The organism is Stenotrophomonas sp. YJH_SMC_135, assembly GCF_059372355.1.
Map to the genome: position 1 here is coordinate 86,711 of NZ_JCAFVN010000002.1, position 25,894 is coordinate 112,604.

Annotated in this window: 30 protein-coding genes; 18 read left to right on the plus strand and 12 right to left on the minus strand. The window is 64.1% G+C overall.

Annotation, left to right across the window (positions count from 1 at the left end; genetic code table 11):
• Positions 1-3: 3 nt before the first annotated feature.
• Positions 4-660 (minus strand): exopolysaccharide biosynthesis protein, encoded by a 657-nt coding sequence (locus AC5P98_RS06885; protein WP_049408015.1) that lies wholly within the window; start codon positions 658-660, stop codon positions 4-6.
• Between the two features lie 149 nt (positions 661-809).
• Between AC5P98_RS06885 and yidA the strand changes: the two genes are divergently transcribed.
• From yidA to AC5P98_RS06905, 4 genes are all read left to right on the plus strand, one after another.
• Positions 810-1,643 carry a sugar-phosphatase gene (yidA, locus tag AC5P98_RS06890; RefSeq protein WP_049408013.1) on the plus strand — a complete coding sequence of 278 codons (834 nt, stop codon included), beginning with the start codon at positions 810-812 and terminating at the stop codon, positions 1,641-1,643.
• A gap of 436 nt (positions 1,644-2,079) precedes the next feature.
• A complete protein-coding gene (locus tag AC5P98_RS06895) occupies positions 2,080-4,398 on the plus strand; it encodes a TonB-dependent receptor (protein WP_495229922.1) in 2,319 nt (772 codons plus the stop codon).
• Positions 4,399-4,576: 178 nt separating this feature from the next.
• Complete coding sequence (locus AC5P98_RS06900; protein ID WP_049408008.1) at positions 4,577-4,966, plus strand: hypothetical protein; 390 nt, start codon at positions 4,577-4,579, stop codon at positions 4,964-4,966.
• Between the two features lie 93 nt (positions 4,967-5,059).
• On the plus strand, positions 5,060-5,494 hold the full coding sequence (locus tag AC5P98_RS06905; protein ID WP_049408006.1) for an NUDIX hydrolase: 435 nt from the start codon (positions 5,060-5,062) through the stop codon (positions 5,492-5,494).
• Between the two features lie 25 nt (positions 5,495-5,519).
• Here the strand turns inward: AC5P98_RS06905 and AC5P98_RS06910 are convergent, their stop codons facing one another.
• Complete coding sequence (locus AC5P98_RS06910; protein WP_014648717.1) at positions 5,520-7,025, minus strand: YifB family Mg chelatase-like AAA ATPase; 1,506 nt, start codon at positions 7,023-7,025, stop codon at positions 5,520-5,522.
• 754 nt (positions 7,026-7,779) lie between these two features.
• Here AC5P98_RS06910 and AC5P98_RS06915 point away from each other — a divergent pair.
• Positions 7,780-8,166, plus strand: coding sequence for an Imm10 family immunity protein (locus AC5P98_RS06915; protein WP_049408001.1), 387 nt, complete (start codon positions 7,780-7,782; stop codon positions 8,164-8,166).
• A 42-nt stretch (positions 8,167-8,208) separates the two neighbouring features.
• The gene (locus AC5P98_RS06920; protein WP_049407999.1) at positions 8,209-8,808 is read left to right on the plus strand and encodes a hypothetical protein; all 600 of its coding nucleotides are present in this window, start codon (positions 8,209-8,211) and stop codon (positions 8,806-8,808) included.
• 52 nt (positions 8,809-8,860) lie between these two features.
• Here AC5P98_RS06920 and AC5P98_RS06925 read toward each other — a convergent pair whose 3' ends face one another.
• Both AC5P98_RS06925 and AC5P98_RS06930 read right to left on the minus strand, forming a co-directional pair.
• Entirely contained in the window at positions 8,861-9,391 is a 531-nt protein-coding gene (locus tag AC5P98_RS06925) for a hypothetical protein (protein ID WP_049407998.1), read from the minus strand.
• Positions 9,392-9,436: 45 nt separating this feature from the next.
• On the minus strand, positions 9,437-9,793 hold the full coding sequence (locus tag AC5P98_RS06930) for a hypothetical protein (protein ID WP_049407996.1): 357 nt from the start codon (positions 9,791-9,793) through the stop codon (positions 9,437-9,439).
• A 595-nt stretch (positions 9,794-10,388) separates the two neighbouring features.
• Between AC5P98_RS06930 and AC5P98_RS06935 the strand changes: the two genes are divergently transcribed.
• From AC5P98_RS06935 to AC5P98_RS06965, 7 genes are all read left to right on the plus strand, one after another.
• The gene (locus tag AC5P98_RS06935) at positions 10,389-11,039 is read left to right on the plus strand and encodes a DUF998 domain-containing protein (protein ID WP_495229923.1); all 651 of its coding nucleotides are present in this window, start codon (positions 10,389-10,391) and stop codon (positions 11,037-11,039) included.
• Positions 11,040-11,100: 61 nt separating this feature from the next.
• Positions 11,101-11,460: a hypothetical protein gene (locus tag AC5P98_RS06940; RefSeq protein WP_234413099.1), complete on the plus strand. Its 360-nt coding sequence runs from the start codon at positions 11,101-11,103 to the stop codon at positions 11,458-11,460.
• Between the two features lie 340 nt (positions 11,461-11,800).
• Positions 11,801-12,109, plus strand: coding sequence for a hypothetical protein (locus tag AC5P98_RS06945; protein ID WP_141098874.1), 309 nt, complete (start codon positions 11,801-11,803; stop codon positions 12,107-12,109).
• 76 nt (positions 12,110-12,185) lie between these two features.
• A complete protein-coding gene (locus AC5P98_RS06950) occupies positions 12,186-13,001 on the plus strand; it encodes a hypothetical protein (RefSeq protein ID WP_141098873.1) in 816 nt (271 codons plus the stop codon).
• A gap of 342 nt (positions 13,002-13,343) precedes the next feature.
• Positions 13,344-13,886 (plus strand): hypothetical protein, encoded by a 543-nt coding sequence (locus AC5P98_RS06955; protein ID WP_143570029.1) that lies wholly within the window; start codon positions 13,344-13,346, stop codon positions 13,884-13,886.
• A 343-nt stretch (positions 13,887-14,229) separates the two neighbouring features.
• Entirely contained in the window at positions 14,230-14,718 is a 489-nt protein-coding gene (locus AC5P98_RS06960; RefSeq protein ID WP_049406663.1) for a hypothetical protein, read from the plus strand.
• 184 nt (positions 14,719-14,902) lie between these two features.
• Positions 14,903-15,349 (plus strand): DUF4279 domain-containing protein, encoded by a 447-nt coding sequence (locus AC5P98_RS06965; RefSeq protein ID WP_041863919.1) that lies wholly within the window; start codon positions 14,903-14,905, stop codon positions 15,347-15,349.
• Here AC5P98_RS06965 and arr read toward each other — a convergent pair.
• Both arr and ubiK read right to left on the minus strand, forming a co-directional pair.
• Positions 15,342-15,776, minus strand: a complete 435-nt coding sequence (gene arr / locus AC5P98_RS06970; RefSeq protein ID WP_032958812.1) for an NAD(+)--rifampin ADP-ribosyltransferase — start codon at positions 15,774-15,776, stop codon at positions 15,342-15,344. The genes AC5P98_RS06965 and arr overlap by 8 nt on opposite strands.
• Before the next feature lie 126 nt (positions 15,777-15,902).
• Complete coding sequence (gene ubiK / locus AC5P98_RS06975) at positions 15,903-16,154, minus strand: ubiquinone biosynthesis accessory factor UbiK (RefSeq protein ID WP_005419983.1); 252 nt, start codon at positions 16,152-16,154, stop codon at positions 15,903-15,905.
• Between the two features lie 155 nt (positions 16,155-16,309).
• On the opposite strand from ubiK, the gene AC5P98_RS06980 reads away from it, so the two are divergent.
• Positions 16,310-16,648, plus strand: coding sequence for a P-II family nitrogen regulator (locus tag AC5P98_RS06980; protein ID WP_005411374.1), 339 nt, complete (start codon positions 16,310-16,312; stop codon positions 16,646-16,648).
• Between the two features lie 125 nt (positions 16,649-16,773).
• Here the strand turns inward: AC5P98_RS06980 and AC5P98_RS06985 are convergent, their stop codons facing one another.
• On the minus strand, positions 16,774-17,433 hold the full coding sequence (locus AC5P98_RS06985) for an RIO1 family regulatory kinase/ATPase domain-containing protein (RefSeq protein ID WP_049406658.1): 660 nt from the start codon (positions 17,431-17,433) through the stop codon (positions 16,774-16,776).
• 436 nt (positions 17,434-17,869) lie between these two features.
• Here AC5P98_RS06985 and AC5P98_RS06990 point away from each other — a divergent pair, with 436 nt between their 5' ends.
• Positions 17,870-18,775 (plus strand): aspartyl/asparaginyl beta-hydroxylase domain-containing protein, encoded by a 906-nt coding sequence (locus tag AC5P98_RS06990; protein ID WP_032954620.1) that lies wholly within the window; start codon positions 17,870-17,872, stop codon positions 18,773-18,775.
• Between the two features lie 118 nt (positions 18,776-18,893).
• Here AC5P98_RS06990 and speE read toward each other — a convergent pair whose 3' ends face one another.
• The gene (gene speE, locus AC5P98_RS06995; protein ID WP_049403786.1) at positions 18,894-19,745 is read right to left on the minus strand and encodes a polyamine aminopropyltransferase; all 852 of its coding nucleotides are present in this window, start codon (positions 19,743-19,745) and stop codon (positions 18,894-18,896) included.
• A gap of 191 nt (positions 19,746-19,936) precedes the next feature.
• Between speE and speA the strand changes: the two genes are divergently transcribed.
• On the plus strand, positions 19,937-21,826 hold the full coding sequence (speA, locus tag AC5P98_RS07000) for an arginine decarboxylase (RefSeq protein ID WP_014648708.1): 1,890 nt from the start codon (positions 19,937-19,939) through the stop codon (positions 21,824-21,826).
• Between the two features lie 37 nt (positions 21,827-21,863).
• Positions 21,864-22,184 carry a DUF6122 family protein gene (locus AC5P98_RS07005; RefSeq protein ID WP_014648707.1) on the plus strand — a complete coding sequence of 107 codons (321 nt, stop codon included), beginning with the start codon at positions 21,864-21,866 and terminating at the stop codon, positions 22,182-22,184.
• A gap of 163 nt (positions 22,185-22,347) precedes the next feature.
• Here AC5P98_RS07005 and AC5P98_RS07010 read toward each other — a convergent pair whose 3' ends face one another.
• From AC5P98_RS07010 to AC5P98_RS07020, 3 genes are read right to left on the minus strand one after another with little or no spacing between them, the layout of a single operon-like run.
• Complete coding sequence (locus tag AC5P98_RS07010; protein ID WP_049403788.1) at positions 22,348-23,667, minus strand: sensor histidine kinase; 1,320 nt, start codon at positions 23,665-23,667, stop codon at positions 22,348-22,350.
• Positions 23,664-24,323 (minus strand): response regulator transcription factor, encoded by a 660-nt coding sequence (locus AC5P98_RS07015; protein WP_049403790.1) that lies wholly within the window; start codon positions 24,321-24,323, stop codon positions 23,664-23,666. Before AC5P98_RS07015 ends, AC5P98_RS07010 begins: the two co-directional genes overlap by 4 nt.
• Positions 24,323-24,613, minus strand: coding sequence for a PepSY domain-containing protein (locus AC5P98_RS07020; protein ID WP_049403791.1), 291 nt, complete (start codon positions 24,611-24,613; stop codon positions 24,323-24,325). Before AC5P98_RS07020 ends, AC5P98_RS07015 begins: the two co-directional genes overlap by 1 nt.
• Positions 24,614-24,757: 144 nt before the next feature.
• Here AC5P98_RS07020 and AC5P98_RS07025 point away from each other — a divergent pair, with 144 nt between their 5' ends.
• Positions 24,758-25,192, plus strand: a complete 435-nt coding sequence (locus AC5P98_RS07025; RefSeq protein ID WP_049403793.1) for a PepSY domain-containing protein — start codon at positions 24,758-24,760, stop codon at positions 25,190-25,192.
• A gap of 152 nt (positions 25,193-25,344) precedes the next feature.
• On the opposite strand, the gene AC5P98_RS07030 is transcribed toward AC5P98_RS07025, so the two are convergent.
• Entirely contained in the window at positions 25,345-25,824 is a 480-nt protein-coding gene (locus AC5P98_RS07030) for a hypothetical protein (RefSeq protein WP_014038776.1), read from the minus strand.
• Positions 25,825-25,894 lie beyond the last annotated feature (70 nt).

Here is a 25,894-nt window from a genome sequence, read left to right on the forward strand (position 1 = left end):
GTATCAGATTGAGTTGCCACGCACCCCGTTGAACACGGACTCGGCAGCAAACCCGACGCCGCCCAGCAGCACGCCGAAATACACCACCGTGGCCACCACGAAACCATAACCGGCAGCCACCGCCGCACCATCGCGCTGGATGAAGCCAATCGCAAACGACATCAGCGCCAGCGCCGGCAGCGTGTTGCTGAAGGGAATCGGCCCGGCCGGCGCCATCAGCAGCAGGGTCGCGAACACCAGCATCAGGTTGTTCAGGCGCATCATCTTCTTCGAGCGCACCATCACCGCCAGCCGCATCGGCCGCGACAGCCGCTCCATGCGGTGCACCCATTTCAGCGCACGGCCCAGGTTGGCCTTCAGCTTGTCGGTGGCGATCCCGCGGCCCGCCAGCTTCTGCGGCACCCACAGCGGGCGGTCGCGCACCCGGCTCAGGCCGATCAGCAGGATCGAGGCGCCAAACACCGTGCTCAGCCCGGGAATCGACACCGGAATGATGAAGATGGCCGAGAGCAGGATCACGACCAGCAGCAGGCCCTCATCGCCCAGCGCGCTGAGCAGGGTGCCGACGCTCACCTGGTCGCCGGGCAGCTCGTCGATCATCTGCTCGATCTGCTGGGCCAGGGGGGCGCTGTCGTTGGTTTCGGGGGCACGGTAGGTCATGCGTCGCAAGGTTCTCCAGGGAAGGGCGGTCAGCGGGCCGTCCTGCGGTGGGGGACGCACAGGCTCCTGCAGTATCCCGGCCAACGTGGGCAAAGAGGTGAACCGGGCATGAGGGGGTAAACTGGCGTGCCCCGCACGAGTTGAACGCAATGGACATGGGCCGCAGGCAATCGACCATCGAACTGGTCGCCATCGACATGGATGGCACGCTGCTGGACCCGTCGCACCAGCTCACCCCCCGCGCCAGGAAGGCCATCGCGCAGGCGCGGGCGCTGGGCGTGCACATCGTGCTGACCAGTGGCCGCCCGGTTCCGGGCCTGGCGCCGTACCTGCACGAGCTCGGCATCACCGGCAACGACGACTACTGCATCGCCTGCAATGGCGGCCTGGTGCAGCGCATCGGCACGCGCGAAACCGTGGTCGAGTATCCGCTCAGCTTCGACGACTTCCTGTTCTGCGAGCAGGTCGCCCGCGACCTGGGCGTGCACTTCCAGGCGCTGGACAGCCAGCGCATGTACACGCCCAACCAGGACATCAGCTACTACACCGTGGCCGACTCGCATCTTTCGCGGATGCCGCTGTCGTATCGCCGCGTGGAAGACATGGACCCGTCGATGTCCTTCATCAAGCTGATGATGATCGACGAACCCGAGGTGCTGGACGCTGCCATCGCGCGCCTGCCCAGCGCGATGACTGAGCGCTTCGCGGTATTGAAGAGCGCGCCGTTCTTCCTGGAAGTGTTCGACCACCGCGCCGGCAAGGGGCCGAGCCTGCAGAAGTTGGCCGAGCACCTGGGCATCGACCGCGCCAACGTGATGGCCATCGGCGACCAGGAGAACGACCTCACCATGCTGCAGTACGCCGGTACCAGCGTGGCCATGGGCAATGCCATCGATGCGGTGAAGGCGGTGGCGCGGTTTGAGACCAGCAGCAATGCCGATGAAGGCGTGGCGCGCGCGATCGAGCGTTTCGTCCTGCAGTAGCCGCGCGTCCCTATGCTCTGGTAGCTGCCAACCTTGGTTGGCACACACAATCGGCAAGCGCCGACCAAGGTCGGCCTCTACCAGGCCCCATTCGTCCCGGTGGGTGCCAACCTTGGTTGGCACACGAGCACCGACCAAGGTCGGCCCCCACCATGCCGGGGCTATACCCACGTATAACCCACCCATCCCCATCGCCATCGGCGCTGTACCACCGCGCAATGGCGGATGCGGCAGCGCGATGCAAGAATTCCGCACGTCGAAATCACCCCACCGAATCCCACGGCAGATGATCGTCTTCGTCTGCCACTGACCGGCACGCACCGCGCCGTCAAGCCCTCAACGCAATCGCATCGCCAGCCAGGGCGCCGACACCGGCGCTGCAACGCGCTGGGCGTGCGCCTGCGCGGCTCTCTCCCTGCACCCTGGATCTACTGCCATGAACACCCCACCCACGACGCGCCTCGCCCTGGCCATCATCGCGGCCACCACTGCACCTGCCTACGCCGCAGACACGCACGACGCCGCGCTCGACACGCCCACCACGCTCAACGCCCTGCAGGTCATCGCCACGCCGCGCGGCGCGGCCGTGGCACCGACCCAGGTGGTCGGTCCCAACCGCTACATCATCAACGCCGAGGACCTCGACGCGATGGTCACCGGCAACAATGGCCTGGCCATGCTGAAGCAGGTGCCGGGCGCGAGCTATACCGCCACCGATGGGCTGGGCCTGGATATCTCCGCCACCAGCCTGTTCGTGCGCGGCTTCCGCATGAACGAAATGGGCATCACCTTCGAAGGCGTGCCGCTGAACGACAACGGCTTCCTCTCGCTCACCGGCACCAGCGTGGTGAACGTGGGCGTGCCCGATGGCATCGGCGCGATCACGGTCAGCCCCGGCGGCGCACCGGTCAGCGTGTTCTCCAGCAGCGTCAACGGCGGCAGCCTGGAATACCGCCTGCGCGACCTGCAGGACACGCCCAGCCTGCGCGTGAAGCAGGGTGTGGGCAGCAACAGCACGCTGGTCACCACCGTATCCGGGCAGAGCGGCCAGCTCGGCGAGCATGGCCCGAAAGTGCTGGTCGACCTGCAGCGTGTGTCCGCCGACAAGTACCAGGGCGAGGGCACGCAGAACTTCCTGCGCGGCGACCTGAAGCTGCAGCAGGACGTCGCCTGGGGCGATGTCACCGTGTTCCTGTCCGACAGCAAGGCCAAGGTCTGGGGTTACAACAACATTTCCTTCGACATGATCAGCAAGCTGGGCTGGAAGGCCGACATCTTCTACCCGGACTACGCCTGGGCGTACTACGTGGCCTCGCCGGAGAACGCAGACAAATCCTGCGGCGCCTATACCTGTGGTGAACTGTCCGGGCTGATTCCCTACGACACCGGCCAGAGCACGCGTGACCGCGCGTCCTCGATCAACCACCGCTTCCAGATCAGTCCGGCGCTGAGCGGCAACGTGCAGCTGTACAACGCCAACAGCCACACCCAGGCCACGCTGACCGACCCGAACGTGCCGTCGCCCAACGGCGCGCCGTTCTCCGAACAGGTGCAGACCCCGCGCCTCAACCGGCTGGGCGGCATGCTCAATCTGCAGTTCGAGACCGGCGCGCACACCTTCACCGCCGGTTTCTGGCAGGAGAAGAGCAAGGCCGCGGCCAAGACCGAGTGGTACCAGCAGCCGCTGCTGGGCGAGGGCCCGCCGCTGAAGGCCACCGGTCCGTTCGATGTGTACGGCCCCGCGTTCAAGACCGACAACGCATCGAGTTGGGTGACCCGCTCGCGCCAGTTCTACCTGCAGGACGACATCGTGCTGAACGACACACTGAAGCTGGGTGTCGGCTTCAAGGCCGTGGACTTCCGTACCCGCGGCGGCGGCCTCGGTGACGCCAAGGACCGGCCGGTGAACGGCACGCTGCGCGCGAAGAGCAACTTCCTGCCGCACGTCTCGCTGTTCTGGAGCCCGACCGAGTCCACCGATGCCTTCATCGACCTGGCCAATACCATGAACGGCTATCGCGTGGCCCAGCGCGGCAACATCGGCTACACCGCCTCGGCGTGGACCATCACCGACCAGGAGGAGTTCGACCGCGTGGCCGGCACGCTGCGCCCGGAGAAGAACTGGAACCTCACCGTGGGCGCATCGCATCGCTTCGACCGGCTGACGATCACCGGCGACGTGTTCTACAACGACATCCACAACCGCTTGCTGTCGGCCGCCATCGGTACCCAGTTCGCGCAGATCAACACCGTGCGGCTGATGCCGAAGATGCACGTGATCGGCGCTGACCTTGGCATCACCGCCGACCTGAGCGACCACCTGCAGTTCTACCAGGGCGTGGCCGTGGCCCGTTCCTACTACGACAGTGACTTCGTGGTGGGCGACACGGTGTACCCGATCAAGGGCAACGCCCAGCCGGGTTACCCGCAGATCTCGCTGGTCAGCGACCTATCGGCGCATTTCGGCGATTGGCGTTTTGGTGCCACCAGCACCTCGTACCTGCGCCAGCCCTTCACCTACGAGAACGACATCCGCGTGCCGACGTTCTGGCAGGTCAACACCTATGCCGCCTACCGCTTCGGTGCCGACAGCGCCGTGCCCGGCCTGGAGCTGCGGCTGGACGTGAGCAACCTGTTCAACCGCCACAACATCGGCACCGCCACCATTGCCGGCTCGTCGTTCTCGGGGGATTACCAGACCCTGCAGCGCAGCGCGCCACGGCAGCTGATGTTCAGTACCTCGATGGCGTTCTGAGGCGATGAGGGCGGGGTCAGAGCCCTTTGCTGCGCGAAGGGATCCGACCCCGCAGCCATCCCGTGATCGGGGGTCAGACCCCTTTGCGCAGCAAAGGGCTCTGACCCCCAAAACCCGCCTAGAAACCCGCCTTGCGCAAACAACAGGGGTTTTCTGGCGGCGACGCAAGGTTCCCACAATGTTGCTGGGTCATCCTGTTGGCATGGCACAGCACAACCCGCGAACCCCGTTGTTCGGCATCCGGGGCCCAGGACGGCCCCGGCAGGCGCTGTCCGTGGCGCCGGCGATCGATCTGCAGGGCGAGTACCAGTTCTGGCAGGTCTACGAACGCGTGGTCCGCCCGCTGCCCGGCGGTGGGCTGCGCCGGGCCTGGCTGGTGTGCCAGAAGGTGTACCGGGACCGCCTGCGGTTCCCGCATGACACCCGTGAAGCCGCGCTGGCGCGTGTGCTTTTCGGCAGCAACAGCACGCCCGAGCGCGCAGCCGAACTGCAGGACCTCTTCGGCCTTGTCAGCCGCCGCATGGCGTCCGTTGCCGTCCGGCGACAGGCGCCCATCCCGGGAAAGTGAATCACTGGCCAGGAATCGACACGCGTTGATGGCTTTCTCTTGGTCCGCCTGCTTTTGGCCTATTCTGGGGCGGGCTGGTAAGGACGGGAAACGATGGAAATCAGACGATCTGCACGCCTTGTGATCGTTGCTGAGGATGCGGTGTTGCTGTTCCGGTATCACGATGAACACCACGCTCCCTTCTGGGCTACACCGGGCGGGGAGCTTCTGCCCGGGGAGGGATATGCGGACGCCGCACGGCGTGAGCTCAGGGAGGAGACCGGATTGGATCTGCCGATAGGCGTGCGGCTGGAAAAGCGCGATGCCATCTACGCGGTCGCCCGATCAACGCCCGCGCGATGGCTGGAAGAATATTTTCTGGTCCGCAGCCCCAACCAGCCCGACATCCAGCGTGACGGGTGGACGGAGGAGGAAAATGCCACGATCAGGGCGTGGAAATGGTGGCGCGTAGAAGAGATGAGAGAACAGCCTGCTTCCCTGTTCAAGCCGGAATGGCTGCCGGATCTTTTTGAACGTGTGCCCGCATGACGCGGCCTGATTCTGCCCGCTGCAATTACGTGCTCGCCTTCCCGCGGTCCAACTGCCGGTAGCCAATGGCCTCGGCCAGATGCGCCGTCTGGATCGTTTCGCAACCCGCCAGATCGGCAATCGTGCGCGCCACCCGCAGAATCCGGTGCATCGCCCGCGCCGACAGCTGCAGGCGCTCGATGGCCTGTTCCAGCATGTCCTGATCTGCCTCGCTCAGTCGGGTACAGGCCCGCAGTGCCGCCGGCGGCAGATGCGCGTTGAGCCCGCCACGCACCTGCTGCTTGGCATGGGCGGCTTCCACCCGTGCACGTACCGCCGCACTGGGCTCCCCCAGCGGCGTGCTCTCCCGCAACTCCACTGCGTCCATACGGGCCACACTGATATGCAGGTCGATACGGTCCAGCAACGGACCAGACACCCGCGCACGGTAACGGTTGATACGCTCGTCGCTGCACAGGCAGCGGTTGCTGCGGTCACCGGCCCAGCCGCAGGGGCAGGGATTCATCGCCGCCACCAGCTGGAACCGCGCCGGATATTGCACGCTGCGTGCCGCGCGGGCGATGCGGATGTGGCCGGATTCCAGCGGCTCGCGCAGGGTCTCCAGCGCGCTGCGGTTCCACTCTGGAAGCTCATCAAGGAAAAGGACACCGTGATGGGCCAGCGAGATCTCACCGGGGCAGGGTGGATTGCCGCCGCCTACCAATGCCGCCGCGCTCGCACTGTGGTGCGGTGCCCGGAAGGGCCGCTGCCGCCATCGTCTGGGGTCCAGCCCTTCGCCACTCACCGAGGCAATCGCGGCCAGCTGCAACGCCTCGGCTTCCTCGGTATCCGGCAACAGGCTGGGCAGGCGCGAAGCCAACAGCGTCTTGCCGCAGCCAGGGCTGCCGATCAACAACAGATGGTGCCCACCGGCGGCCGCCACTTCCAACGCGCGCCGTGCATGCGCCTGCCCCCGCACGTCGGCCAGATCGGGCAGGGGCAACGGTGTCGTGTCCACGCGCTCCACGGGCGGCAGCAGGCGCGGATTGCCCAGACCGGCACAGCACTCCAGTAGCGTGCGCGCCACGCGCACATCCGCGTGCTCGGCCAGCGCCGCCTCGGCGGCATTGCCGGGCGGCACCACCAGGATGCGGCCGGCATCAGCCGCCGCAATCGCAGCAGGCAGCGCTCCGGCCACCGGCCGCAGTTCGCCGGTCAGCCCCAGCTCGCCCAGGAACTCGTATTGCAGCAGCGACTGCGGATCGACCTGGCCACTCGCGGCAAGAATGCCCAGCGCGATGGCCAGGTCGTAGCGCCCACCTTCCTTGGGCAGGTCGGCAGGCGCGAGGTTGAGCGTGATGCGCCGCTGCGGAAAGTCGAAGCGTGCACAGAGCAGCGCGGCACGCACGCGCTCGCGGGATTCGCGCACGCTGGTCTCGGCCAGGCCGACAATCTGGGTGGCGGGTAGGCCGCCAGAGAGGTGCACTTCCACCCGCACCAGCGGGGCATCGACCCCGGCGCGGGCACGGCTGTGGACCAGCGCCAGGCTCATGTGTGGATTCCTGCAGAAAGACGCCTGATGATGCGGCAGGTAATCTGCGTGGGACTATCGGGGTTTGCCGGCAATGCGTCTCGGGGTATTTCTGCCTGCAAAGGGTGCAGCGTGCGCATCGAGGGCAAATGATCTGTGCAGCGCGGCTCTGCGATGGCGGTCTCGCAGGTCTTGCGTCAGACAAGGCGTACTACAGGGCAGTGAAGGAAAGGAGCGAGCTGAAATGCAGTGCATTCGAGTACTGATGGCCCTCTCGCTCGCCATGGGCCTGCCGGGGTGCCGGGATGAGGTGGAGAGTTCAACGTATCCCATTGGCCAGACGGGAGAGACGTGCACCGCCTACAAGGGCTTCGAGCGCCAGCCTCCTGAAGTAGTTGTGGCCGAGCTTGCCAAGCGAGGGTTGGATAGCAGCCGTTTGGTGCATAGGACAGTCTGCGGCCCGATCACAAGTTGGGACATTCTCCCCGCAGGGGCGTCGATCGATCGGATACCTCCGCCAGACGCATATGTAAGCGTCCACCTGCTGGAAGACGGCTCGGTTTCCGTCAGTACAGACCGCCCCTGACGTTGGCGCCGCCCTTGATGATCGAGCGGCGGGGGAACAGACAAAAGTACGGATGGGCTCGCAGGCGGGGCGAGTGGCACCCAGGTGGGCTGGAAGGGTGACAACGATACGACCCTGCGTGCTGAGAGCGGCACCAGGACAGCGGCGGAGTAGACATTGAGTTTTCCACATGTCAGGAGTACCCGGGAAATGTACAGATTCAAGGCCGAAGTCGTTTTCATAGAGGAAGATGACTACTGCATCGTAGTTGGCTTGGCCGACAGCTCGACGAATCCGTCTCGTTACGTGGTATTGCAGAACGCGAAGGCGTATGACGACCAGGACGAAGAGTTGGGCATGGCGCACGCCCATATCGAGGTCGGTGGAGGTCTTGAGCCTTGCTATGGCGGTCTGGTGCATATCTCTCTGCGGCGCATGGAGCTTGAGCTGTCTCTCTCCGAAAGTGCACAGAGGAAGCTTGGGATCACTGGTGGGATTGCAGTGACACTGAAAACGTTGGACAACGGCAGCAAGCTGGAGGCCGCGTTGCGGAAAATCTGTGTTGCGGAGAGTATTCCGTTTGATCTGAAATGGTGATACGTCTCCGGAACGAATGGGCTATCCGCGCATGAGTCGCGAATGTCCCGTGATCATTCCTTCAGATGGATGGACGAAGTTGTCATGAACACACGCAGACTCATCTTGATTGCGCTGGGCATGTTGCCTGCAGCTGCAGGCTTCCCCGCAGGGAGTCCACGTGTGGACTTTGTATCGGAAGCCTTCCGCGATGGAAGTTTCATCCCGCATGTCTACAGCGAGCGGGATGTCCTGCGCCGCTATGGTGATGGCGAAATGGTCGCGGACGCGGCAGGGCTGATACGGCGTAGATATCTGGATCCAACTACCCGATTGGAGGTGCTGATGACCTCCAACCCTGACGTCGCTCCGGAGTTCCGAACCATCGATGAGATCCGCGTTTCATCGATCAGCGCAGGGCAACCCGCTGCAGGCAGAACCGAGAGCTTGCGGGGCGTGAAGCTGAAAGGCGTTGCCATGGGTGACCCGGCGTCCAAGGCTGCCAGCGCAGCAGGCGCGTATGGCCAGAGGGACACAGAGCAGGCAACGCTGGGCAGCTTCAAGGTCGAGCGCACCTGTGGGTTCTCGGAAGGTGGATCGAGCATTTGCTTCTACGTCCGGGATGGAAAAGTGGTTGCGATGGCACTGGGATTTGGCCCCTGACCAGTTGCTGTGCCCCTTGCGGTGCAGGCGCAGCGCAACTGTGAGCGTCAGCCTACGATGGCACTTCAGCGCTGAAGTAGTTGGTGGGATCGGGCTGGCGGCGGCCTGGGGCCCCAAGCAGGCACCGCTGCTCATCCAGCACCAACCCATTGAAGCGCCCAAACCGCGTCTCAACCCACGAAGGCCCCGCACTTTCCACCAGCAACCGCCCCTGGCTCTGGTGCAGATCCAGCCAGCGCTCGAAGCTGATGCGCAGACGTTCGATATCCGGTGCCCGCCAGCGTGCATCGGCAGGCATGCGGATCAGCACGCGCGAGGGCGCGTTCTCCACCTCCATCACCAGCACGCCCTTGCAGCGGATCTCGAAGGACGTCGCCCCGGCATGGCGCGTGTGCAGTTCAAAACCCTCGTGGGCCTTCGCGGTCACGAAGCCGAGTGCATCACTGTGCAGCAGGCGGTAATCGGCCGGCTGTAGCTTCTGGTAGGCCCACACCTGATCGCCCGCTGGCTCGGGCCACTCCACCCACATCGCGCCGATCACCGCGATGCACACCATCGCAGCGGCAAGGCCGTGCATCTTCATTCGTCACCCCGCACACAGGCAGAAAGGTCCGCGCCATAAGCGCGCTCATTCCTTGGGTCGCATCCGCTCGTGGATGAAGGCGGTCAGCGCCAGATCGGCCATCACCAGCCCCTCCATCACCCGGTCGCCGACGTACTGCTCCGGCTCCCCGTTCTGGCGCGTGCGCTCGGCCGCCAGCAGGATCTCCTGCACGATGCGCTGGCCGGTAAGCGCGCAGTCGGCGTCGGACAACTGCATCTGCCGGCTGCGTAGAGGGTGCCGCTCGGGCCAGGGCTGGCCGTCGGCCGCAGCGCCCGCGCCGATGGCGTGCAGGATGGCGATGAGGCTGTTGGGGGCCAGGGCCGGAGCGGCCGAGGGCGCTTGCTGGATCGGGCGTGGGGGAGGGGAGTGCGGCGTGGTCATGGCGGGCTCCGTGCATGCAGGCGGACGCCGCCACCGATAAAGGTGGCGGGCAGAGCGTGGCTCGAAAACCGGATGTTGGGAACCGGCGGGTACAAGACCCCCACGCCCCGCCCGCCATAGCCGGCAGACGGATTGCCAGCCGGCACCACGCGCGGTGGTGCCGGCTGGCAAGCGCAAACTACTTCCCAACAAAACGGGCTTTCGAGTCCCGACCACCGATGCACGGTGGCGCAGTAACGATTACCTGCTGTTGTTCGGAATTCCAACGGGTGGGGGGCAATGCCGCCAAAACCCGAGACGCTTTTGGCATTGTCGCATAGCACCGGAAGCGGCGAGAGCCTTGGCGTGCTTGGCGCAGCGGCACTTCTGGAACGGAGTCGTCAGAACCTTCCGTCAGAGATGTAAGGCGCGGCAAATGCGACAGCACTCGCCCATCGGACATGTGTGATCGCTCATGCAACCGAACCGCTGCGACACCCGCTAGATGGTTTAAATGACTTCTTGCCTATTGAACCTACCGAGTGCCCCGCGCAATCTGACTACCGCTGTAGTCACGCGGGGCTACCCTGCCCGCAGCAGGACGGTCTTGTAGCGTTTGAACGGATTCCACCCACTGGCGCAGGCCAATACAAGGATCACTGTACGTGTTACGCCCAATCGACTTCTTCTGTCTGCGGGTCTGATCCCGCTTCCGTGGTTCCTGTTCTGGACCAGCGTTGCCGCCGTGTTTGCGCCGGGCTTCAACCCGCTTGCGCAGCACGCCAGCGAGCTGCTGCAGGCGCCGACGCTCGCAAGCATCTGCGGCAGGATCGCCGCCATCGGCTCCGGTGTCGGCTTCGTGGCGTTCTCCATCGGGGTATGGCGGGAGTCCGGCCGCCGGCTTGCAGTAGGTGCAATCTGCTGGTTGGTCTTTGGCATTTCCATGCTGACCAACGGGCTCTGGCCCATGGGCCATCCGATGCACGGCTTCTACACCATCGGTATCGCCAACATCATTGCACCGGCGATGTCACACATCGAGTTGAGCGCGTGGTCTGCCAACCGAAGGGCGTACGCCGTGACCGCTGTGGTGAGCATCGGGGGCATCGTCTATCTCTGGTTGAACGTGGTGGGGGCGGATCCGGAGGGGTTCAGGGGGCTGACCCAGCGCGTGTTCTCTTCGATCAACTCGCTGTGGCCGTTCCTGGTTGCGTTATATCTGGTGCGCAGGGGTTCAAGTGCGTTGCGGACGCAGCCGGCGCCTTGATGGAAAGGCGCGCCGGCACATGGACGACTATTGAGCGTGTGGGGTTGAGAAGGGGATGAGGATGTTTCGCCGTCAGCTGATCTACGTTCAAGTGCACCAGGACCACTTTATCGCGCGCGTGGTGGGTGGAGACAGGACCATCCGTCGCCAGTGCCATGCCCTTGGCAATCGCGCGGGCCCGATCAAGGACTTCTCTACTCTCCAGCCCCAGCTCAAGGCGATCTTCTCGGAACTCTTGCCTGGGTTCTCTTTCGTCAAGCCGTGGGGGCTTCTGCACTTTGATCCGGTTGAGTATCCGGTCACGAAGGAGGAATTGGCCGGATTTCAGAAGGCTGCCATGCAAGGTGGTGTGAGCTTCTGTTTTCTCTCCACGTGGGAGCAGCGGCATGAAGACAAGGATCTGTTGGAGATGTTCAAGTAGGGTTCGGCCCGATACTTTGTTCTAGGCCATGCAGATTCTTGGGCCGGTTCGAGGCACTGCGAGAGTCCGCTCTTGGCCGAAAGCGGACACTGGGCCAGCTTCCGGCCTAAGCGGTGCCGATCTCCGCATTCGACACTCAGGCGGCCTCCGCCGGAGGGCTCGTTCCTACCGTTTGGAGGGAGGGGGGCGGCGGTGAAACATGTGCTTGTTAGCCGGACCCAGCCTCTCTAAGATCGATCAGTATCAAGGGGAAAGCCCGCATACGGTGATTTGTGGATACGTCGCAGGGCAGGACTCACGGGTCAGTCTATTAGGTCGTTAGAACTCATAGAGGAAATTCATGGCACGTTGGACAGAGACTCATGCAGATCTGGTTCGTATAGCCTCCGCTCTAAAAGAGATCCCAGTTTCTGGCATCGTTTCCATGCGTCTTTCAGATGGATCAAGCATCGAGGGTGTCATTCGGCGCATGAACTTCGGAAACAATGCTGGGCGCGGTGGTTGGCGCTACTACGGAGAGTACGAATTGGAAAGCATCGATGGAGCCAGATGGGTCATCGACGTTCTTGACATTGAATCAGCTTGTGACATGTGGAAAAGCCGCCACGCAGACTATGAGGCAGCGGGCCGGATTAACATCATCAGGTGAGTTCTAACAGTTCGTTCAAGGTGAAGCCATTTCGTGGCTCGCCTTAACTCTGGCGTTAGGCCAGGCAGGGGGGCAATTGATATTCGAACAAGCATTCATGGCGATGCCAGAGTTCCTAACCGGTACGCCGTTCTCGGCATATCAGTTCGAGGCGACAATCGCCAATGCTTTTACACTGGCTATGCTCCAAGAACTCAATTCGCGCAATGTACAAAATCCGATTTCACTGCTCCGCAGTGAGGTGTCGTATCCTGGAACGGGGAAGCATGCAGACATTCATATTGGGCTAGGGCCCCTGGGAATTTTTAACAAAGAATTCGCTTCATACGGGTATTACCAAGATAACTGGCTGGAGGCGAAATTCTGCCGTTTGTCTACGGCTGGTACGCCAATCGTCCCCCCGCTGACCTCTACCCATCTGCTGCTGAAAGATTTGCTCAGGCTTTGTATGCTGGTACCCGATGCGCGTCCTGGAGATGCGTCGTCATCGGGTCGCTACTTGCTGCACGCCTACCAAAACAATCCGAGCCAGTATCTCGTCCACAACCGAAACTCTGGCGGCTCGCGGACGGAAAGGGCTTGGCTGTCCCCGCTATTAGAAGCGGGCGACCAGCATCTTGTGATTCGAGACCTTGGGAAAGAACGAACGAAATCGTTTGATGTGAACGTTGGCAAGAAAGCTGCCCTCTATCAAGTTGAAGCTCACATCACTAATCTCGTGCACAAGCCTCGGACGGCAAGCTCCAATGTTTATTATATTGTGCTAACCCGTATCAATGATTTTTCGGTGATGAAGGGTAATCTTCTTTACGGTCGCAGCAATGGGCAAGCGACGGGAAATCCAAAATTCTTCCGGAACCTGGCGACTGCGGCTGACCGGCGTTTGGCGTGACAACTCAATCAATCCGAGGCCGCTTCGAGGCTCGGCGCAGTTCAGGCGTTGAACGTCCGCTACTGGCCGGAAGCAGACATCAGCACTGCGTCGGCGCTTGGTCCGGTGCTATTGTCCGCTTTCGACCCAAAGCGGATATCTGCACTTCTACCGGAGCGAGTCTGCTGTGAACACCAAGCCCTCCGTCGGGTTCCGTTGTACGCTGGCCTGTTCGCGGGACGCAGTCGCGCTAAGGTCACATTGCATCAAGGGGAAAGACCGCCATAGGTGCTTTCTGAATAAGTCGCATAACCAGACCCGCGCGTCTGTTTATTAGGTGGTTGGGCCGCTAAGGAGAGGTGTATGGATCGTGCACAAGAAACAATGCTAAACGCGGGTCTGATTTTTATATATTCCATCTGGCTTCAGGGGCAGATGTCAGATCTCGTCATCCTCAAGAAAAATCCGGAATTGGTGGTGGATTTTGTGGCTGACCCAGCCAAAATTCCTGCCGCCTACCACGAACTGCGAGTCAGCTACTGGGAGCGCCAGTTCGGAGATGTAAAGAAAGAGTTCTTGGAGGTGTTCGCTGATCAGCTAACGGAACTAGAGCTCAAAGAAATAGACGAGATTTATCACGTTCGCAATATGATCGGCCACGCCCATGTATCAGGAGGTCGTGATTACATGCTCTATCGGCCCAGTAGTTCCCGCAAGGAGAAAGAGGTCCTTGCAGCACTTAATATAAAATCAATTCTTGATCAGGCAGATCCTGTGCTCATCAAGCTGCCATTTGGGCAGCCAGAAGTTTTCAAGTCCCTATCTGATAAAATTGAACACCTTGATCAAGTTTGTTTTGCAAGGTTAGCAGCATCGCTTCGGGTGCCGCATGGCCGCGTTAGGTAGGTCGCAGCCTGACAATTCGTTTAAGCCGAACCCACTTCGCGGCTCGGCTAAATGCAAGGGTAGAGCGTCCGCTTCTGGCCGGGAGCGGACATTGGCTCACGCATGGCAATTCCTGCGGATCAGTGGCCGGCCAGCGATCCGTGACGGACATGCCCGTGGTGTCTTGAACGTGGATTTCGCGGGGCTTCTGATCCTATGCCTGGATCTGGCCATGCGCCGGCTTGATGGCCGAACCCAGCCGCCCTAGGATCGCGCTGTATCAGGGGAAAGTACGCCACATGGTGCTTTGTGGGCAGGTCGTATGACCGGATCCAAGGGTCCATCCATCAGGGAGTCAGGTCCCATGAGAAACATGACAGTGCTCCTACTCGTGCTTGCGATTGCCAGCGCAGCTGCAGTCGCGGCGGATCGCCCTTCGGCACAGGCCGTGCTCAATCGCGTTGCCAACGAAGGGGGGCGCAAGGTGCTTTGGGACCTGTGGCAGCACGAGCGGGAGTTTGGGCAGGTCACCGCTGGCATCGAGTCAGGCGATCCTGCATGGCTTGAGGTTGCGGCTGCGCTAAAGCCGTTTTCAGATGCGGGCGCCTCGCTATCCATCAATTACGCGGTAGCCCGTGCATTGCCCAAAGCGCCTGAGCGGGTCTTGGCATTGACCACCCAGGGATTCAAGCTCGAGGACATCTGCACATCGCCGTTCATCGAGCCAGATCCGGGAGTCGCGGAGGCGTATGAACGACGTACGCTTGCGGCACTTTCACGACTGAAGGGCACATCGGTTGCGTCCGTTGCGGCAGAATGCGCGGCGCAGGTCCGCCTTCCGGATGGGGCTTGATGATTTTTACGGCTGGGCTTTTTGGACATGTTCAAGTAGGGACCGGCCAGCTCTCCGTTTGAGCCCAAGCCGATTCCCCCGGTTCGGCCTATTCTGAAGCTGCTGTCGTTCGGTTCCGGCCGGAATCTGACATCAACGAGGCCTACGCACTGGAATACGTTCCGAAAAGGACAGCTGGATTCCCATGGCAGCATTCGATCATTCCCTGGTAACCCTCCGATTCTTCGGGGATGACCTCCTACCCGATGAAGTCAGTGCCTTGCTCGGGGCGACCCCGACCGCATCGCATCACAAGGGCCAGGAACTCAGAGGCAGCCGATCAGGCACCGTGCGTATCGCTAGGACTGGAAGCTGGCAACTTGATGCGGAGCGTCGTGAGCCTGAAGATCTGGACGCTCAGATCTTCGAGATCCTCGATCAACTCACCGGCGATCTCGCCGTATGGCAGGCTCTGGCACGCTTCCGACCTGATCTGTTCTGCGGTCTTTTCATGGGCAGCAGCAACGGTGGTGTCTCGCTTTCGCCTCGCGCGCTGCTCGCCTTGGGTGAGCGCGGCATTGAGCTCGGGCTGGACATCTATGAAGCCGATGAAGAAGTGCGCAACGCCCAGCGCCAGCAGGCCATCAGTTGATGATCTCCCCACTCCCCGAAGCAACAAACGCCTTCAACTGCCGAACGAACTCCGCGTCGTAGGCTTCCCACTCCGTAACCTCCCCAACCACCCGCAACGGCTGCGCACTCCGATACGATCGCGTCGGGTTGCCGGGAAACTTCTTGTTGGTCACGTTCGGATCGTCCTCGAACGGCCCGGTCGGCTCCACCACATACACGCGCGGTCGCCCTTCACCGCGAGCCATCTCCGCAGCCAGCCCGGCGCCCTTGGCAATGGTGGTGAAGTAGATGTGGTTCATCACCACGCTGTCGCGATAGTTGGAGCGGAAGCCCGCGCTCAGCAACTCGCCCACCGCCAGGTCAGCGCGGGTGCCGTGATAGAACGGCCCAGCCACCTGGTCGCAGGTGTCATGCGAAACGGGTGTCCAGTCGGTGTCCTGTGCCATTGCTGCTGCCCCTCTCTGTGCTGCCGGATCGACAGGCCGGCGAGTCTAGGGCGCCCGGTGGGCCTTGCTGCAAGGCCCCATCCGGGAAATAATCTGTAAACGGGAGGCGCAGTGCGCCTCCTTTTTTCATTCTGCAGCGCCGCGCCCTTCCAGCTCGCGCACGGCGGTTTCCAGCGCGTCCAGCTTCTGGCGGGTCTTCAGCAGCACGGCGCGCTGCACTTCGAACTCCTCGCGGGTGACCAGGTCCAGCTTGGCCAGGCCGGCCTGCAGCGCGCTCTTGAAGGTGGCCTGCAGTTCTTCGCGCGATTCGCGCAGGCCCGGCGGCACCAGGTCGCTGAGGCGACGGGCGAGGTCATCGATTTGGTTCAGGTCGATCATGGGGTGCTCCGTGGGGGTGGGCCCGTGCATCCGGCGCGGGCAGGCCATTCGGGCACAAGGATACTGCCGGCACCCACTGCCCGGACAGGCCGCAGCGGCTTCGCACGGGCCGCGTTCAGGCGCTATCCTCCACGCCGGAAGACAGGAGATAGACGATGAAGATGGTCATGGCGGTGATCAAGCCGTTCAAGCTCGACGACGTGCGCGAAGCGCTGGCCGAGCGTGGGGTTACCGGGATCACGGTGACGGAAGTGAAGGGCTTTGGTCGCCAGAAGGGCCATACCGAGCTGTACCGTGGCGCGGAGTATGTGGTCGATTTCCTGCCGAAGGTGAAGCTGGAAGTGGCGGTAACCGATGACCAGGTGGAGGCGGTGGTTGAGGCCATCGTGAAGGCCGCCGGCACCGGCAAGATTGGGGACGGCAAGGTGTTCGTGTACGACCTGGGCAGCGTGGTGCGTATCCGTACCGGCGAGTTGGACGCGGACGCGTTGTAACCCGCTCGGCGGGATGTTGTAGAGCCGAGCCCATGCTCGGCTGCATTTCGCGCGATGCAGGAACAGCAGCCGAGCGCGGGCTCGGCTCTACAAAGAGCGGTAAAGCGGTCGAGCGAGCTCGACCCCTACCGCCGCTTGGCCCACTTGTAGAACCGCTTCCAGCCCTGGCGCACGGCGGCGACCCAGCCCGGGTCGGCCACCAATGCGGCCTGCGCGGCGCTCGGCGCCTGGCCGGTCACGCGCTGGCGGATCTTCAGCAGGTTCTTCATGTCGCTGCGGCGCATCTGCCGGCTCAGCGGGCCGCGGCGCAGCCAGCGGGGTACGCGCCAGGCGGAGGTGAAATCCAGCAGCACCGGCACGCCGCCACTGACCACCACGTTGGTGCCATGCAGGTCGTTGTGGGTGATGCCGGCGGCATGCAGGCGGCTGAGCGCGTGTTGCAGCTGCTCGAACACTTCATTGCCGACGGCCTGCGCGGTGCTCAGGGTCTGGCCGGGGATGAACTCCATGCCCAGCGCCAGGCCGCCCAGGGTGCCGAGCAGCGCGGGGGCATGCTTCCAGCCGCCAAGGCGCTGCAGCATGCGGGCTTCACGGCGCACCATCAGCCGCGCGATCAGCGAAACGGGAGTGCCGCGGTAGCGGGAATAGTCCTTGATGACTGCCTCGCGCCCGTCCAGGCAGGTGCGGTAGACATCGGGGGCCAGGAAGCGCTCGCCGCGCTTGAGCAGCAGCGGGGAGGCGGCATCATTGCCGCAGGAAGAGGGGGGAAGAGCAGGAAGATGCATGTCGGGGTCTCGGACGACCCGGTGGGTGGCGCAAAGCGTCAAGCGAACCGGTGTTACAGGGAGTTACTAAGTTTTCGTTAATTTTAGTACTCGCCAGTTCGCTATTCCACGATTTGTCGGAGAAATGTCGGGGTCGTGGCTGGAACAGTTCGTCACGCAGAATCGGACAATTCCGTCTCACTTATAAGGGTTGCCTCGCTGGATCAATGAGTTGGGCGCGATTCCAGCCCATTCATCGGCGGCGCGCTGAACGCCACGCACGTCCAGCTTGACCCCGGCGCACGCCCTGCCGACCATAAGCTGTTAACCCGCGACATCGGCGGCCGCCCCCCTCCGGCACGTCCCCGTCCCCTGCCGCGTTCCGAACCGGTGCTGGCCGCCTGGCCGTGCATCGCCCCGTTTCCCGTTCCGGCCGCGGCTGGAGGAAAGTGCTTTGATCATCAAAATCGTCATTGCAGCGCTGTTCGTGGCCTGCGTGCTGTACATCCACTTCCGTGGCAAGGTCCGCGCGCGCTGGTCGCGCCAGCTGCTGGACCACTCCAGTTTCATGGCCCCGATCAACGTGGTCATGTACATGTTCTCGAAGGTGCCGACCACGCCGTTCCTGGACCCGGGCAAAGAGTTCCCGCAGCTGGAGCCGCTGCGCCAGAACTGGCAGATGATCCGCGACGAGGCGCTGGCGCTGCGCGACGCGCAGAAGATCGCTGCCTCCAGCACGTTCAACGATGCCGGCTTCAATTCGTTCTTCCGTCGTGGCTGGAAGCGCTTCTACCTGAAGTGGTACGGCCCGTCGCACCCGTCGGCGAAGACGCTGTGCCCGAAGACCACGGCGCTGATCGAGTCGATCCCGGACGTGCGTGCGGCGATGTTCGCGCAGCTGCCACCGGGCAGTGAGCTGCGCCCGCACCGCGACCCGTTCGCTGGCTCGCTGCGCCTGCACCTGGGCCTGAGCACGCCCAACGACGATGCCTGCTACATCGAAGTGGACGGCATCAAGAAGAGCTGGCGCGACGGCGAGTGGATGATGTTCGACGAGACCTACATCCACCATGCGCACAACGAGACGCAGCAGGACCGGGTGATCCTGTTCTGCGACATCGCCCGCCCGCTGCGCTTCGGCCTGCCGGGCCTGTTCAACCGCGCGGTGGCGGCCACGCTGCTGGCCGGTGGTGCATCGCCGAACCTGCCGGGTGACCCGACCGGTGGCGTCAACAAGGCGTTCGGCAGTGTCTACAAGGTGCGCCTGAAGGCCAAGGCACTGCGCGAGCGCAGCGTGGTGGCCTACCAGCTGATCAAGTGGGGCCTGGTGGTGGCGGTGATCGCCGGTATCTGGGCGCTTTGATCGTTACATGAGGTTGCCGGCCAGCGGCCGGCACTACCGGAACATGAAAAAACCCGCGCTGTCGCCAGCGCGGGTTTTTCTTTTGCATTGGTGGGTGCCGACCGTTGGTCGGCACGCCTTACTTCAGTGCCGCCTGCACGAACGGCGGGGTCACCAGCACGCCGGTGTGCAGCGCGGCGGTGTAGTACAGGGTGTTGAAGGTCTTGGCGGCCGAGTCGGCCTGGCGGAAGTCGAAGCTGCTGTCGCCCTTGCGCGCCATGGTCACGCTCCACCAGCCGGTGGGGTAGCACGGCTGCGGGAACGGCAGGGTCTTGAACGAACCGAAGCCGGCCTTGCCCATCTCGGTGCGCATTTCGTTGATCAGGTCCAGCTGCATCAGCGGCGATTCGGACTGCTGCACCAGGATGCCGTCGTCCTTCAGGGCCTTGAAGCAGCTCTCGTAGAAGGCCTTGTTGAACAGGCCTTCGCCGGGGCCGACCGGGTCGGTCGAATCGACGATCACCACGTCCACGCTGCCGGCCGGGCAGTTGGCCATGTAGGCCACGCCGTCGTCGAACAGCAGCTCGGCGCGGGCGTCGTCGTTGGAGTCGCACAGTTCCGGGAAGTGCTTGCGCGCCATCACGGTGACCTGCTCGTCGATGTCGCACTGGGTCACGCTCTCCACGCCCTTGTGCTTGAGCACTTCGCGCAGGGTGCCGCAGTCGCCGCCACCGATGATCACCACGCGCTTGGGCGCAGCGTGGGTGAACAGCACCGGGTGACTGATCATCTCGTGGTAGAAGAAGTTGTCCTTGCTGGTCAGCATGATGGCCCCGTCGATGGTCATCAGGTTGCCCCAGTCGGTGGTCTGGAAGATCTCGATCTTCTGGAACGGCGACTGCACCTCGTCCAGCTTGCCGGTGATGCGGTAGCCGATGGCCGAGCCGGTGCGCTCGAAGTGTTCGATGTACCAGTTGTTGCTGTCAGTCATTGGAAAACAGTCCTGTTCGGAGGGGTGGAGCCGGGCTGGCGGGCGGGGCCGCGTGGCACAGATGCCACATCCGGACGGATCGGCCCGTTCAGGTTGGAACCTGTCACGGGCGCGGGCGCGCATGATAACGAACCTGTGGGCATATAGGCGTTATCATGCCCCCCCTTTTATTGCCAACAAGGCCGACTGAAATGACCGATTGGTCCCTCGACCAAGCCCGCAAGACCTACTCGATCCCGCATTGGGCGGACGGTTACTTCGACGTGGATCAGGCCGGGCACATGGTGGTGAGACCGACCGGGGCGGACGGCCCGGTGGTATCGCTGCCCAAGGTGGTGGACGCTGCGCGCGCGGCCGGTGCCAAGCTGCCGCTGCTGGTGCGCTTCCCGGACATCCTCGGCCAGCGCCTGGGCAAGCTGCAGGCGGCCTTCGCCCAGGCCCAGCAGGACTGGGAGTACAGCGGCGGCTACACCGCCGTGTACCCGATCAAGGTCAACCAGACCCGCGGCGTGGCCGGCACCCTGGCCAGCCACCACGGCGAAGGCTTCGGCCTGGAAGCGGGCAGCAAGCCCGAGCTGATGGCCGTGCTGGCGCTGTCGCGCCCGGGTGGCCTGATCGTCTGCAACGGCTACAAGGACCGCGAGTACATCCGCCTGGCCCTGATCGGCCGCAAGCTGGGCCTGCAGACCTTCATCGTCATCGAGAAGCCGTCCGAGCTGAAGCTGGTGCTGGAAGAGTCCAAGGCGCTGGACGTGAAGCCGGGCCTGGGCGTGCGCATGCGCCTGGCCTCGCTGGGTGCCGGCAAGTGGCAGAACAGCGGTGGCGACAAGGCCAAGTTCGGCCTGTCGCCGCGCCAGCTGCTGGACCTGTGGAAGTCGCTGCGTGACACCGAGTACGCCGACTGCCTGAACCTGCTGCACTTCCACATGGGTTCGCAGATCTCCAACGTGCGCGACATCGCCAACGGCATGCGCGAAGCCACCCGCTACTTCGTGGAGCTGTCGCGCCTGGGCGCGAAGATCACCCACGTCGACGTGGGGGGGGGCCTGGGCGTGGATTACGAAGGTACCCGTTCGCGCAGCTTCTGCTCGATCAACTACGGCCTGCATTCCTACGCCAGCAACATCGTGCAGCCGCTGGCCAATGCCTGCGAAGAGTTCGGCCTGACCCCGCCGCGCATCGTCACCGAGTGCGGCCGCGCAATGACCGCGCACCACGCGGTGCTGATCGCCAACGTGTCGGAAGTGGAAGAGGCACAGGAAGGCCGCGTGCCGGACCAGCACGACGACGAGCCGGCAGCGATCCGCCACCTGCGCGAGATCCACGACGAGCTGGACGTGCGCCCGGCGGTGGAACTGTTCCAGGAAGCGCAGCATTTCCATGCCGAAGGCCTGGCCAGCTACGCGCTGGGCCAGATCGACCTGCCGCAGCGTGCGCGCATCGACGACCTGTTCTACGCCATCGCCCACGGCGTGCGCGCGCGCCTGAGCTACGACGAGAAGAGCCATCGCCCGGTGCTGGACGAACTGAACGAGCGCCTGGTCGACAAGTATTTCGTCAACTTCAGCGTGTTCGAATCGATCCCGGACGTGTGGGCGATCGACCAGGTGTTCCCGATCGTGCCGATCGAGCGCCTGGATGAAACCCCGGACCGCCGCGGCATCATCGCCGACATGACCTGCGACTCGGACGGCATGGTGGAAACCTATGTCGAGAACGAGAGCCTGGACAGCTCGCTGCCGCTGCACAAGATGAGGCCGGGCGAGAGCTATCGCATCGGCTTCTTCATGGTCGGCGCCTACCAGGAAATCCTGGGCGACATCCACAACCTGTTCGGCGATACCGACGCGGTGGAAGTGCTGGCCGATGCCGATGGCTACGCCATCACCCAGCAGCGCCGCGGCGACACCACCGACGTGATGCTGGATTACGTGGGTTACCGCCTGGACGAACTGCGTGCGACCTATGCGCAGCGCGTGGCTGCGGCGCAGCTGTCGCCGGAACGCGCGCAGGAACTGTCGGACGCGCTGGAAGCCGGCCTGACCGGTTACACCTACCTGTCCGACGAACCGCTGGTGTGATGGACGGCGCCGGGTTTGCCCGGCGCCACCGTTGCCGATGAGCGCGCGCGCGATCTTCCACCTGTTCCTGCATGCCGCCGTGCCAGCGTTGCTGGCATGGCTGTTCTGGCGCAAGCGCTTTGCCTCGGCGTGGCTGCTGATGCTGCTGGGCTGGATCATCGACCTGGACCATCTGCTGGCCGACCCGATCTATGCACCGAACCGCTGCAGCATCGGGTTCCACCCGCTGCACACCGCACCGGCCATCGCAGTCTATGCCGGGCTGTGCGTGCCGAAGAAAACGCGGTTGTTCGGCATCGGTTTGATCATCCACATATTGCTGGACGCGATTGATTGCTGGTGGATGCATCACCGTTGATGTTTGATGTGTGTCGACCAAGGTCGACACCTACCGGGTGTACGGCGACCGGTCGGATTGGCGCTCGGTAGAGCCGGCCGCTGGCCGGCTTCCGCTGGGTGTTCCCGGTGATCACGTGGCTGCCGGCCAGCGGCCGGCACTACCCACCGTTGGGTTGGCCGCGTCACGCCACCGGCAACCACAACGTCGCACGCAGGCCCGGCTGCGCATTCTCCAGCTGCAACCGCCCGCCATAGCTGGCAGCGATATCGCCCACGATCGCCAGGCCCAACCCGCTGCTGCCTTCGCGCTCGTCCAGCCGCACACCACGCTGGGTGACACGTTCCAGCGCGTCTGCGGCCAGGCCGGGGCCATCGTCGCGCACTTCGATGCGTAGCTGCCCTTCGCTGGTTTCCGCTTCGACAGTGACCTGCTGTTGCGCCCAGCGCCCGGCGTTGTCCAGCAGGTTGCCCAGCATCTCCTCCAGATCCGCACTGGCGCCGGCGAACTGCAGCGCCGGATCGATGCCTGCCGCCGTGAACGCGATGCCACGTTCGCCATGCACGCGTGCCATCAGCCGGCACATCGCCTGTGCGACGGCCGCCACGTCGGTGCGCTGGCGATGGTCGGCAGCCAGCCCTGCAGCCAGGTAACGGTCAACACTGGCCTGCATGCGCGCACTCTGCTCGCGCACGGTGGCACGCCAATGCGTGCCGTCGCTGTCAGCTTCGGTGGCCAATACGCTCAGTGGAGTCTTCAGCGCGTGCGCCAGATCCTGTGCACTGGTGCGCGCACGCGCGACCATGCGTTGCTGGTGGTCCAGCAGCGCGTTGAGTTCCTCACCCAGTGGTGCGACTTCCGCGCCCAGTCCCTGTGTGTCGATGCGCTGCGCATCGCCGCGACGTACCCGTTCCAGCTGCGCACCGAGGCGATGCAGCGGTCGCAGGCCGAAATGCACCTGGCTGGCCAGCACCGCCAGCCACGCCGCGACCAGCATGCCCAGTGCGATGGCGGTGCGCTTGCGGAACGCGGCAACATCGGCATCCAGCGCGCTGCGGTCGGTGGCGACCACGGCCACGAACGGTTCGCTGGCGCGTGGCAGGCGCACCTGCTGCACGCGTGCACGCAGGAATTGTTGCAGCGGCCCGGGCAGATTGCGCGTGGCCGGCCCGGCGGCCTTCGCCGGCAGGGTTTCATCCCACAGCGAGCGCGACTGCAGCAGCACGCGGCCATCGGTACCGGCGATCTGCCAATAGGCACCGGAAAACACGCGCTCGAAGCGCGCATCATTGGGTTCCTGGCGCAGGCGCAACTGCCCGTCCGGGTCCACTTCGGCCTGTGACAGCAGGGTCAGCATGTCCTGCTGCAGTTCGTGGTCGAGGCGGTCGCGCGCGCTGCGCTTGAACAGCTCGCCCAGCAGAGCGCTGGCCAGCAGCGAGACCAGCAGCAGCCCGACGCCGCCGGCCAGCAGCAGGCGCCGCCGCAGCGACGGTTGCCGGTTCATGGCGCGGCCAGCCGCCAGCCCTGGCCGCGCACGGTCTGGATCAGATCGATGCCGAGCTTGCGGCGCACGCGTCCGAGCAGCACGTCCAGTGCGTTGGAGTCCGGGTCGTGGCCGCCGTCGAATACCTGCTCGCCCAGCCGGTCGCGGCCGATCACTTGTCCGCTGTGGTGGATGAAGTAGCTGAGCAGGCGGAATTCCTGCGGACTCAGTGGCAGCGGCTGTCCATCCAGCTCGAAGCGGCCGGCGTTGACGTCCAGCTGCAGCGGGCCGCAGTGCAGGCGCGGGCTGGCGTGGCCATGGCTGCGGCGGATCAGGGCGCGCAGGCGCAGCACCAGCTCATCGGCCTGGAAGGGTTTGGTGAGGTAATCGTCGGCACCGGCATCGAAGCCGGCCAGCTTGTCGTGCCAGCGCCCGCGCGCGGTCAGCACCAGCACCGGAAACCCCCGGCCGTTGCCGCGCCAGCGCTCGATCACGCTCAGTCCATCCAGCCCGGGCAGGCCGAGGTCGACGATGGCGGCCTGCAGGTCTTCGATCTGGCCGATTTCTTCGGCCTCGCGGCCGTCAGCGACCACCGCCACCACGTAGCCGGCCTGTTCCAGCAGGGGCACCAGGCGCTGTGCCAGTGCGGCATCGTCTTCGGCCAACAGGATGCGCATCAGTCGTCGAGCTCCGTCTTCAGCAGCTTTCCGCTGCGCGCATCATAGTCCAGCTCCACCACTACGCCGTCGCCGCGCAGGATCTCCACTTCGTAGACGCCGTCGTCCAGCTCCACTTCCAGCAGCTGGCCCGGGTAGCGCTTGAGCGCATCGCGCACCACGCTCTCCAGCGGCACGTAGCGGCCCTGCTGCACGGCGCGACGCGCGACCTGCTGCGCCGGGTCCTGCAGGGGCGCGGCGGCGGTCGGGGCGTTGGCCAGGGCCAGCAGCAGGGGCAGGGTGGCGAGCATGCGGGTAAGGAAAGAGAGAGGGTACAGGCGCGAGTGTGGCGGGGATGACTAACAGCCGGCTAACAGCCACGGCTAAGGCGCTGTTAACCGGGCCATGCATCGTGGCGTTGCCGGGATGGTCCGGCCACGAACAGGAGAACCCCCATGTTGAAGTCGCTCACCCTCGCCACTGTTGCCCTGCTTGCCGTCGCGCCGGCCGTACAGGCCGCGCCGCTGGGCATGGCCCAGGTTGAACAGACCCTGCGCAAGGCCGGCTACACCCAGGTCCACGAGATCGAACGCGATGATGGCCTGTGGGAGGCTGACGTGAGCCGCGCCGATGGCCGCTTCAGCGAGGTCTACGTGGACCCGAAGACCGGCGAGATCTTCGATGAGCACAGCGGCCGCGCGCTGCTGACTACCGAGCAGGTGCTGGCACGGGCGCAGTCGCATGGCCTGCGCGAGATCCATTCGCTGGAACGCGATGGTGCGACCTGGTCGCTGGAAGCCCGCAATGCCCGCAACCAGAAGGTAGAGGTGCGCCTGAGCGGCTATGACGGCCGCATCCTGCACAGCGAGCGCGATGGCTGGCTGGATTGATGCGTGTGCGGGTAGGTGCCGGCCGCTGGCCGGCACGGAATGCAGAGCGTGTCGACCAAGGTCGACACCCACCGGCACATGCAAGGTCGACACCTACCAAGTGTACGCAGCGGTAGTGGCCGACCTTGGTCGGCCCAGGCCTGGCGCGGGGCTTACCAGCCGTACGGCGGCGGGTAATCCCAGCCCGGCCCGCGGCCGTAGTAGCCGCCATACGGGCCGAAGAAGCCCGGGCCCTTGCCCTCACTCACGTGGATGTTGAGGTTGACCCCGTGGGTCTTGCCTTCATCGGTGGTGTAGTTCTTGCTCAGGTTCAGCGTGGCCGCGTTGTAGTGGCTGTTGCCGCCGTTCTTCGAATAGCCGATGCCGGTGGTGAAGCTGCCGGACACCTTGACCTTGTCGTCGGTCACGTCGGCGATCTTCGCATCGTCGTGCACGCGCGGGCCGCTCTTGTCACCGTAATAGGTGCCGGGCGGGTCCTGCTGCAGGGCCGGGTCGTTGAGGTAGCGCATCGGCGCCTGCGGCAGCGTCAAGTCCAGGCCGGCAGCCTGCGGCGCAGTGGCGCCAGCGGCGGACTGGGCCAGCACGGTTCCCGGCAGGGCCAGGCACAGCAGCAGGGTCAGGGGGCGGATCATGACGGCGCTCCAGCGGACAGGTGGCCGCGCAACTCGCGGCGGTACAGGCCGACGCTAGCAGGGGTTGCTT

What these genes read in the sequence shown, in the direction of transcription:
- AC5P98_RS07025 (WP_049403793.1), top strand. Translation starts at nt 24,758, where the DNA reads ATGTTGAAGTCGCTCACCCTCGCCACTGTTGCCCTGCTTGCCGTCGCG.
- AC5P98_RS06985 (WP_049406658.1), bottom strand. Translation starts at nt 17,433, where the DNA reads ATGCATCTTCCTGCTCTTCCCCCCTCTTCCTGCGGCAATGATGCCGCC.
- AC5P98_RS07005 (WP_014648707.1), top strand. Translation starts at nt 21,864, where the DNA reads ATGAGCGCGCGCGCGATCTTCCACCTGTTCCTGCATGCCGCCGTGCCA.
- arr (WP_032958812.1), bottom strand. Translation starts at nt 15,776, where the DNA reads ATGGCACAGGACACCGACTGGACACCCGTTTCGCATGACACCTGCGAC.
- AC5P98_RS06920 (WP_049407999.1), top strand. Translation starts at nt 8,209, where the DNA reads ATGTCCCGTGATCATTCCTTCAGATGGATGGACGAAGTTGTCATGAAC.
- AC5P98_RS07015 (WP_049403790.1), bottom strand. Translation starts at nt 24,323, where the DNA reads ATGCGCATCCTGTTGGCCGAAGACGATGCCGCACTGGCACAGCGCCTG.
- AC5P98_RS06895 (WP_495229922.1), top strand. Translation starts at nt 2,080, where the DNA reads ATGAACACCCCACCCACGACGCGCCTCGCCCTGGCCATCATCGCGGCC.
- AC5P98_RS06885 (WP_049408015.1), bottom strand. Translation starts at nt 660, where the DNA reads ATGACCTACCGTGCCCCCGAAACCAACGACAGCGCCCCCCTGGCCCAG.
- ubiK (WP_005419983.1), bottom strand. Translation starts at nt 16,154, where the DNA reads ATGATCGACCTGAACCAAATCGATGACCTCGCCCGTCGCCTCAGCGAC.
- AC5P98_RS07030 (WP_014038776.1), bottom strand. Translation starts at nt 25,824, where the DNA reads ATGATCCGCCCCCTGACCCTGCTGCTGTGCCTGGCCCTGCCGGGAACC.
- AC5P98_RS06900 (WP_049408008.1), top strand. Translation starts at nt 4,577, where the DNA reads ATGTTGCTGGGTCATCCTGTTGGCATGGCACAGCACAACCCGCGAACC.
- AC5P98_RS06955 (WP_143570029.1), top strand. Translation starts at nt 13,344, where the DNA reads ATGGATCGTGCACAAGAAACAATGCTAAACGCGGGTCTGATTTTTATA.
- AC5P98_RS06930 (WP_049407996.1), bottom strand. Translation starts at nt 9,793, where the DNA reads ATGACCACGCCGCACTCCCCTCCCCCACGCCCGATCCAGCAAGCGCCC.
- AC5P98_RS06915 (WP_049408001.1), top strand. Translation starts at nt 7,780, where the DNA reads ATGTACAGATTCAAGGCCGAAGTCGTTTTCATAGAGGAAGATGACTAC.
- speE (WP_049403786.1), bottom strand. Translation starts at nt 19,745, where the DNA reads ATGACTGACAGCAACAACTGGTACATCGAACACTTCGAGCGCACCGGC.
- AC5P98_RS06965 (WP_041863919.1), top strand. Translation starts at nt 14,903, where the DNA reads ATGGCAGCATTCGATCATTCCCTGGTAACCCTCCGATTCTTCGGGGAT.
- speA (WP_014648708.1), top strand. Translation starts at nt 19,937, where the DNA reads ATGACCGATTGGTCCCTCGACCAAGCCCGCAAGACCTACTCGATCCCG.
- AC5P98_RS06980 (WP_005411374.1), top strand. Translation starts at nt 16,310, where the DNA reads ATGAAGATGGTCATGGCGGTGATCAAGCCGTTCAAGCTCGACGACGTG.
- AC5P98_RS07010 (WP_049403788.1), bottom strand. Translation starts at nt 23,667, where the DNA reads ATGAACCGGCAACCGTCGCTGCGGCGGCGCCTGCTGCTGGCCGGCGGC.
- AC5P98_RS07020 (WP_049403791.1), bottom strand. Translation starts at nt 24,613, where the DNA reads ATGCTCGCCACCCTGCCCCTGCTGCTGGCCCTGGCCAACGCCCCGACC.
- AC5P98_RS06945 (WP_141098874.1), top strand. Translation starts at nt 11,801, where the DNA reads ATGGCACGTTGGACAGAGACTCATGCAGATCTGGTTCGTATAGCCTCC.
- AC5P98_RS06925 (WP_049407998.1), bottom strand. Translation starts at nt 9,391, where the DNA reads ATGAAGATGCACGGCCTTGCCGCTGCGATGGTGTGCATCGCGGTGATC.
- AC5P98_RS06940 (WP_234413099.1), top strand. Translation starts at nt 11,101, where the DNA reads ATGTTTCGCCGTCAGCTGATCTACGTTCAAGTGCACCAGGACCACTTT.
- AC5P98_RS06905 (WP_049408006.1), top strand. Translation starts at nt 5,060, where the DNA reads ATGGAAATCAGACGATCTGCACGCCTTGTGATCGTTGCTGAGGATGCG.
- AC5P98_RS06910 (WP_014648717.1), bottom strand. Translation starts at nt 7,025, where the DNA reads ATGAGCCTGGCGCTGGTCCACAGCCGTGCCCGCGCCGGGGTCGATGCC.
- yidA (WP_049408013.1), top strand. Translation starts at nt 810, where the DNA reads ATGGACATGGGCCGCAGGCAATCGACCATCGAACTGGTCGCCATCGAC.
- AC5P98_RS06960 (WP_049406663.1), top strand. Translation starts at nt 14,230, where the DNA reads ATGAGAAACATGACAGTGCTCCTACTCGTGCTTGCGATTGCCAGCGCA.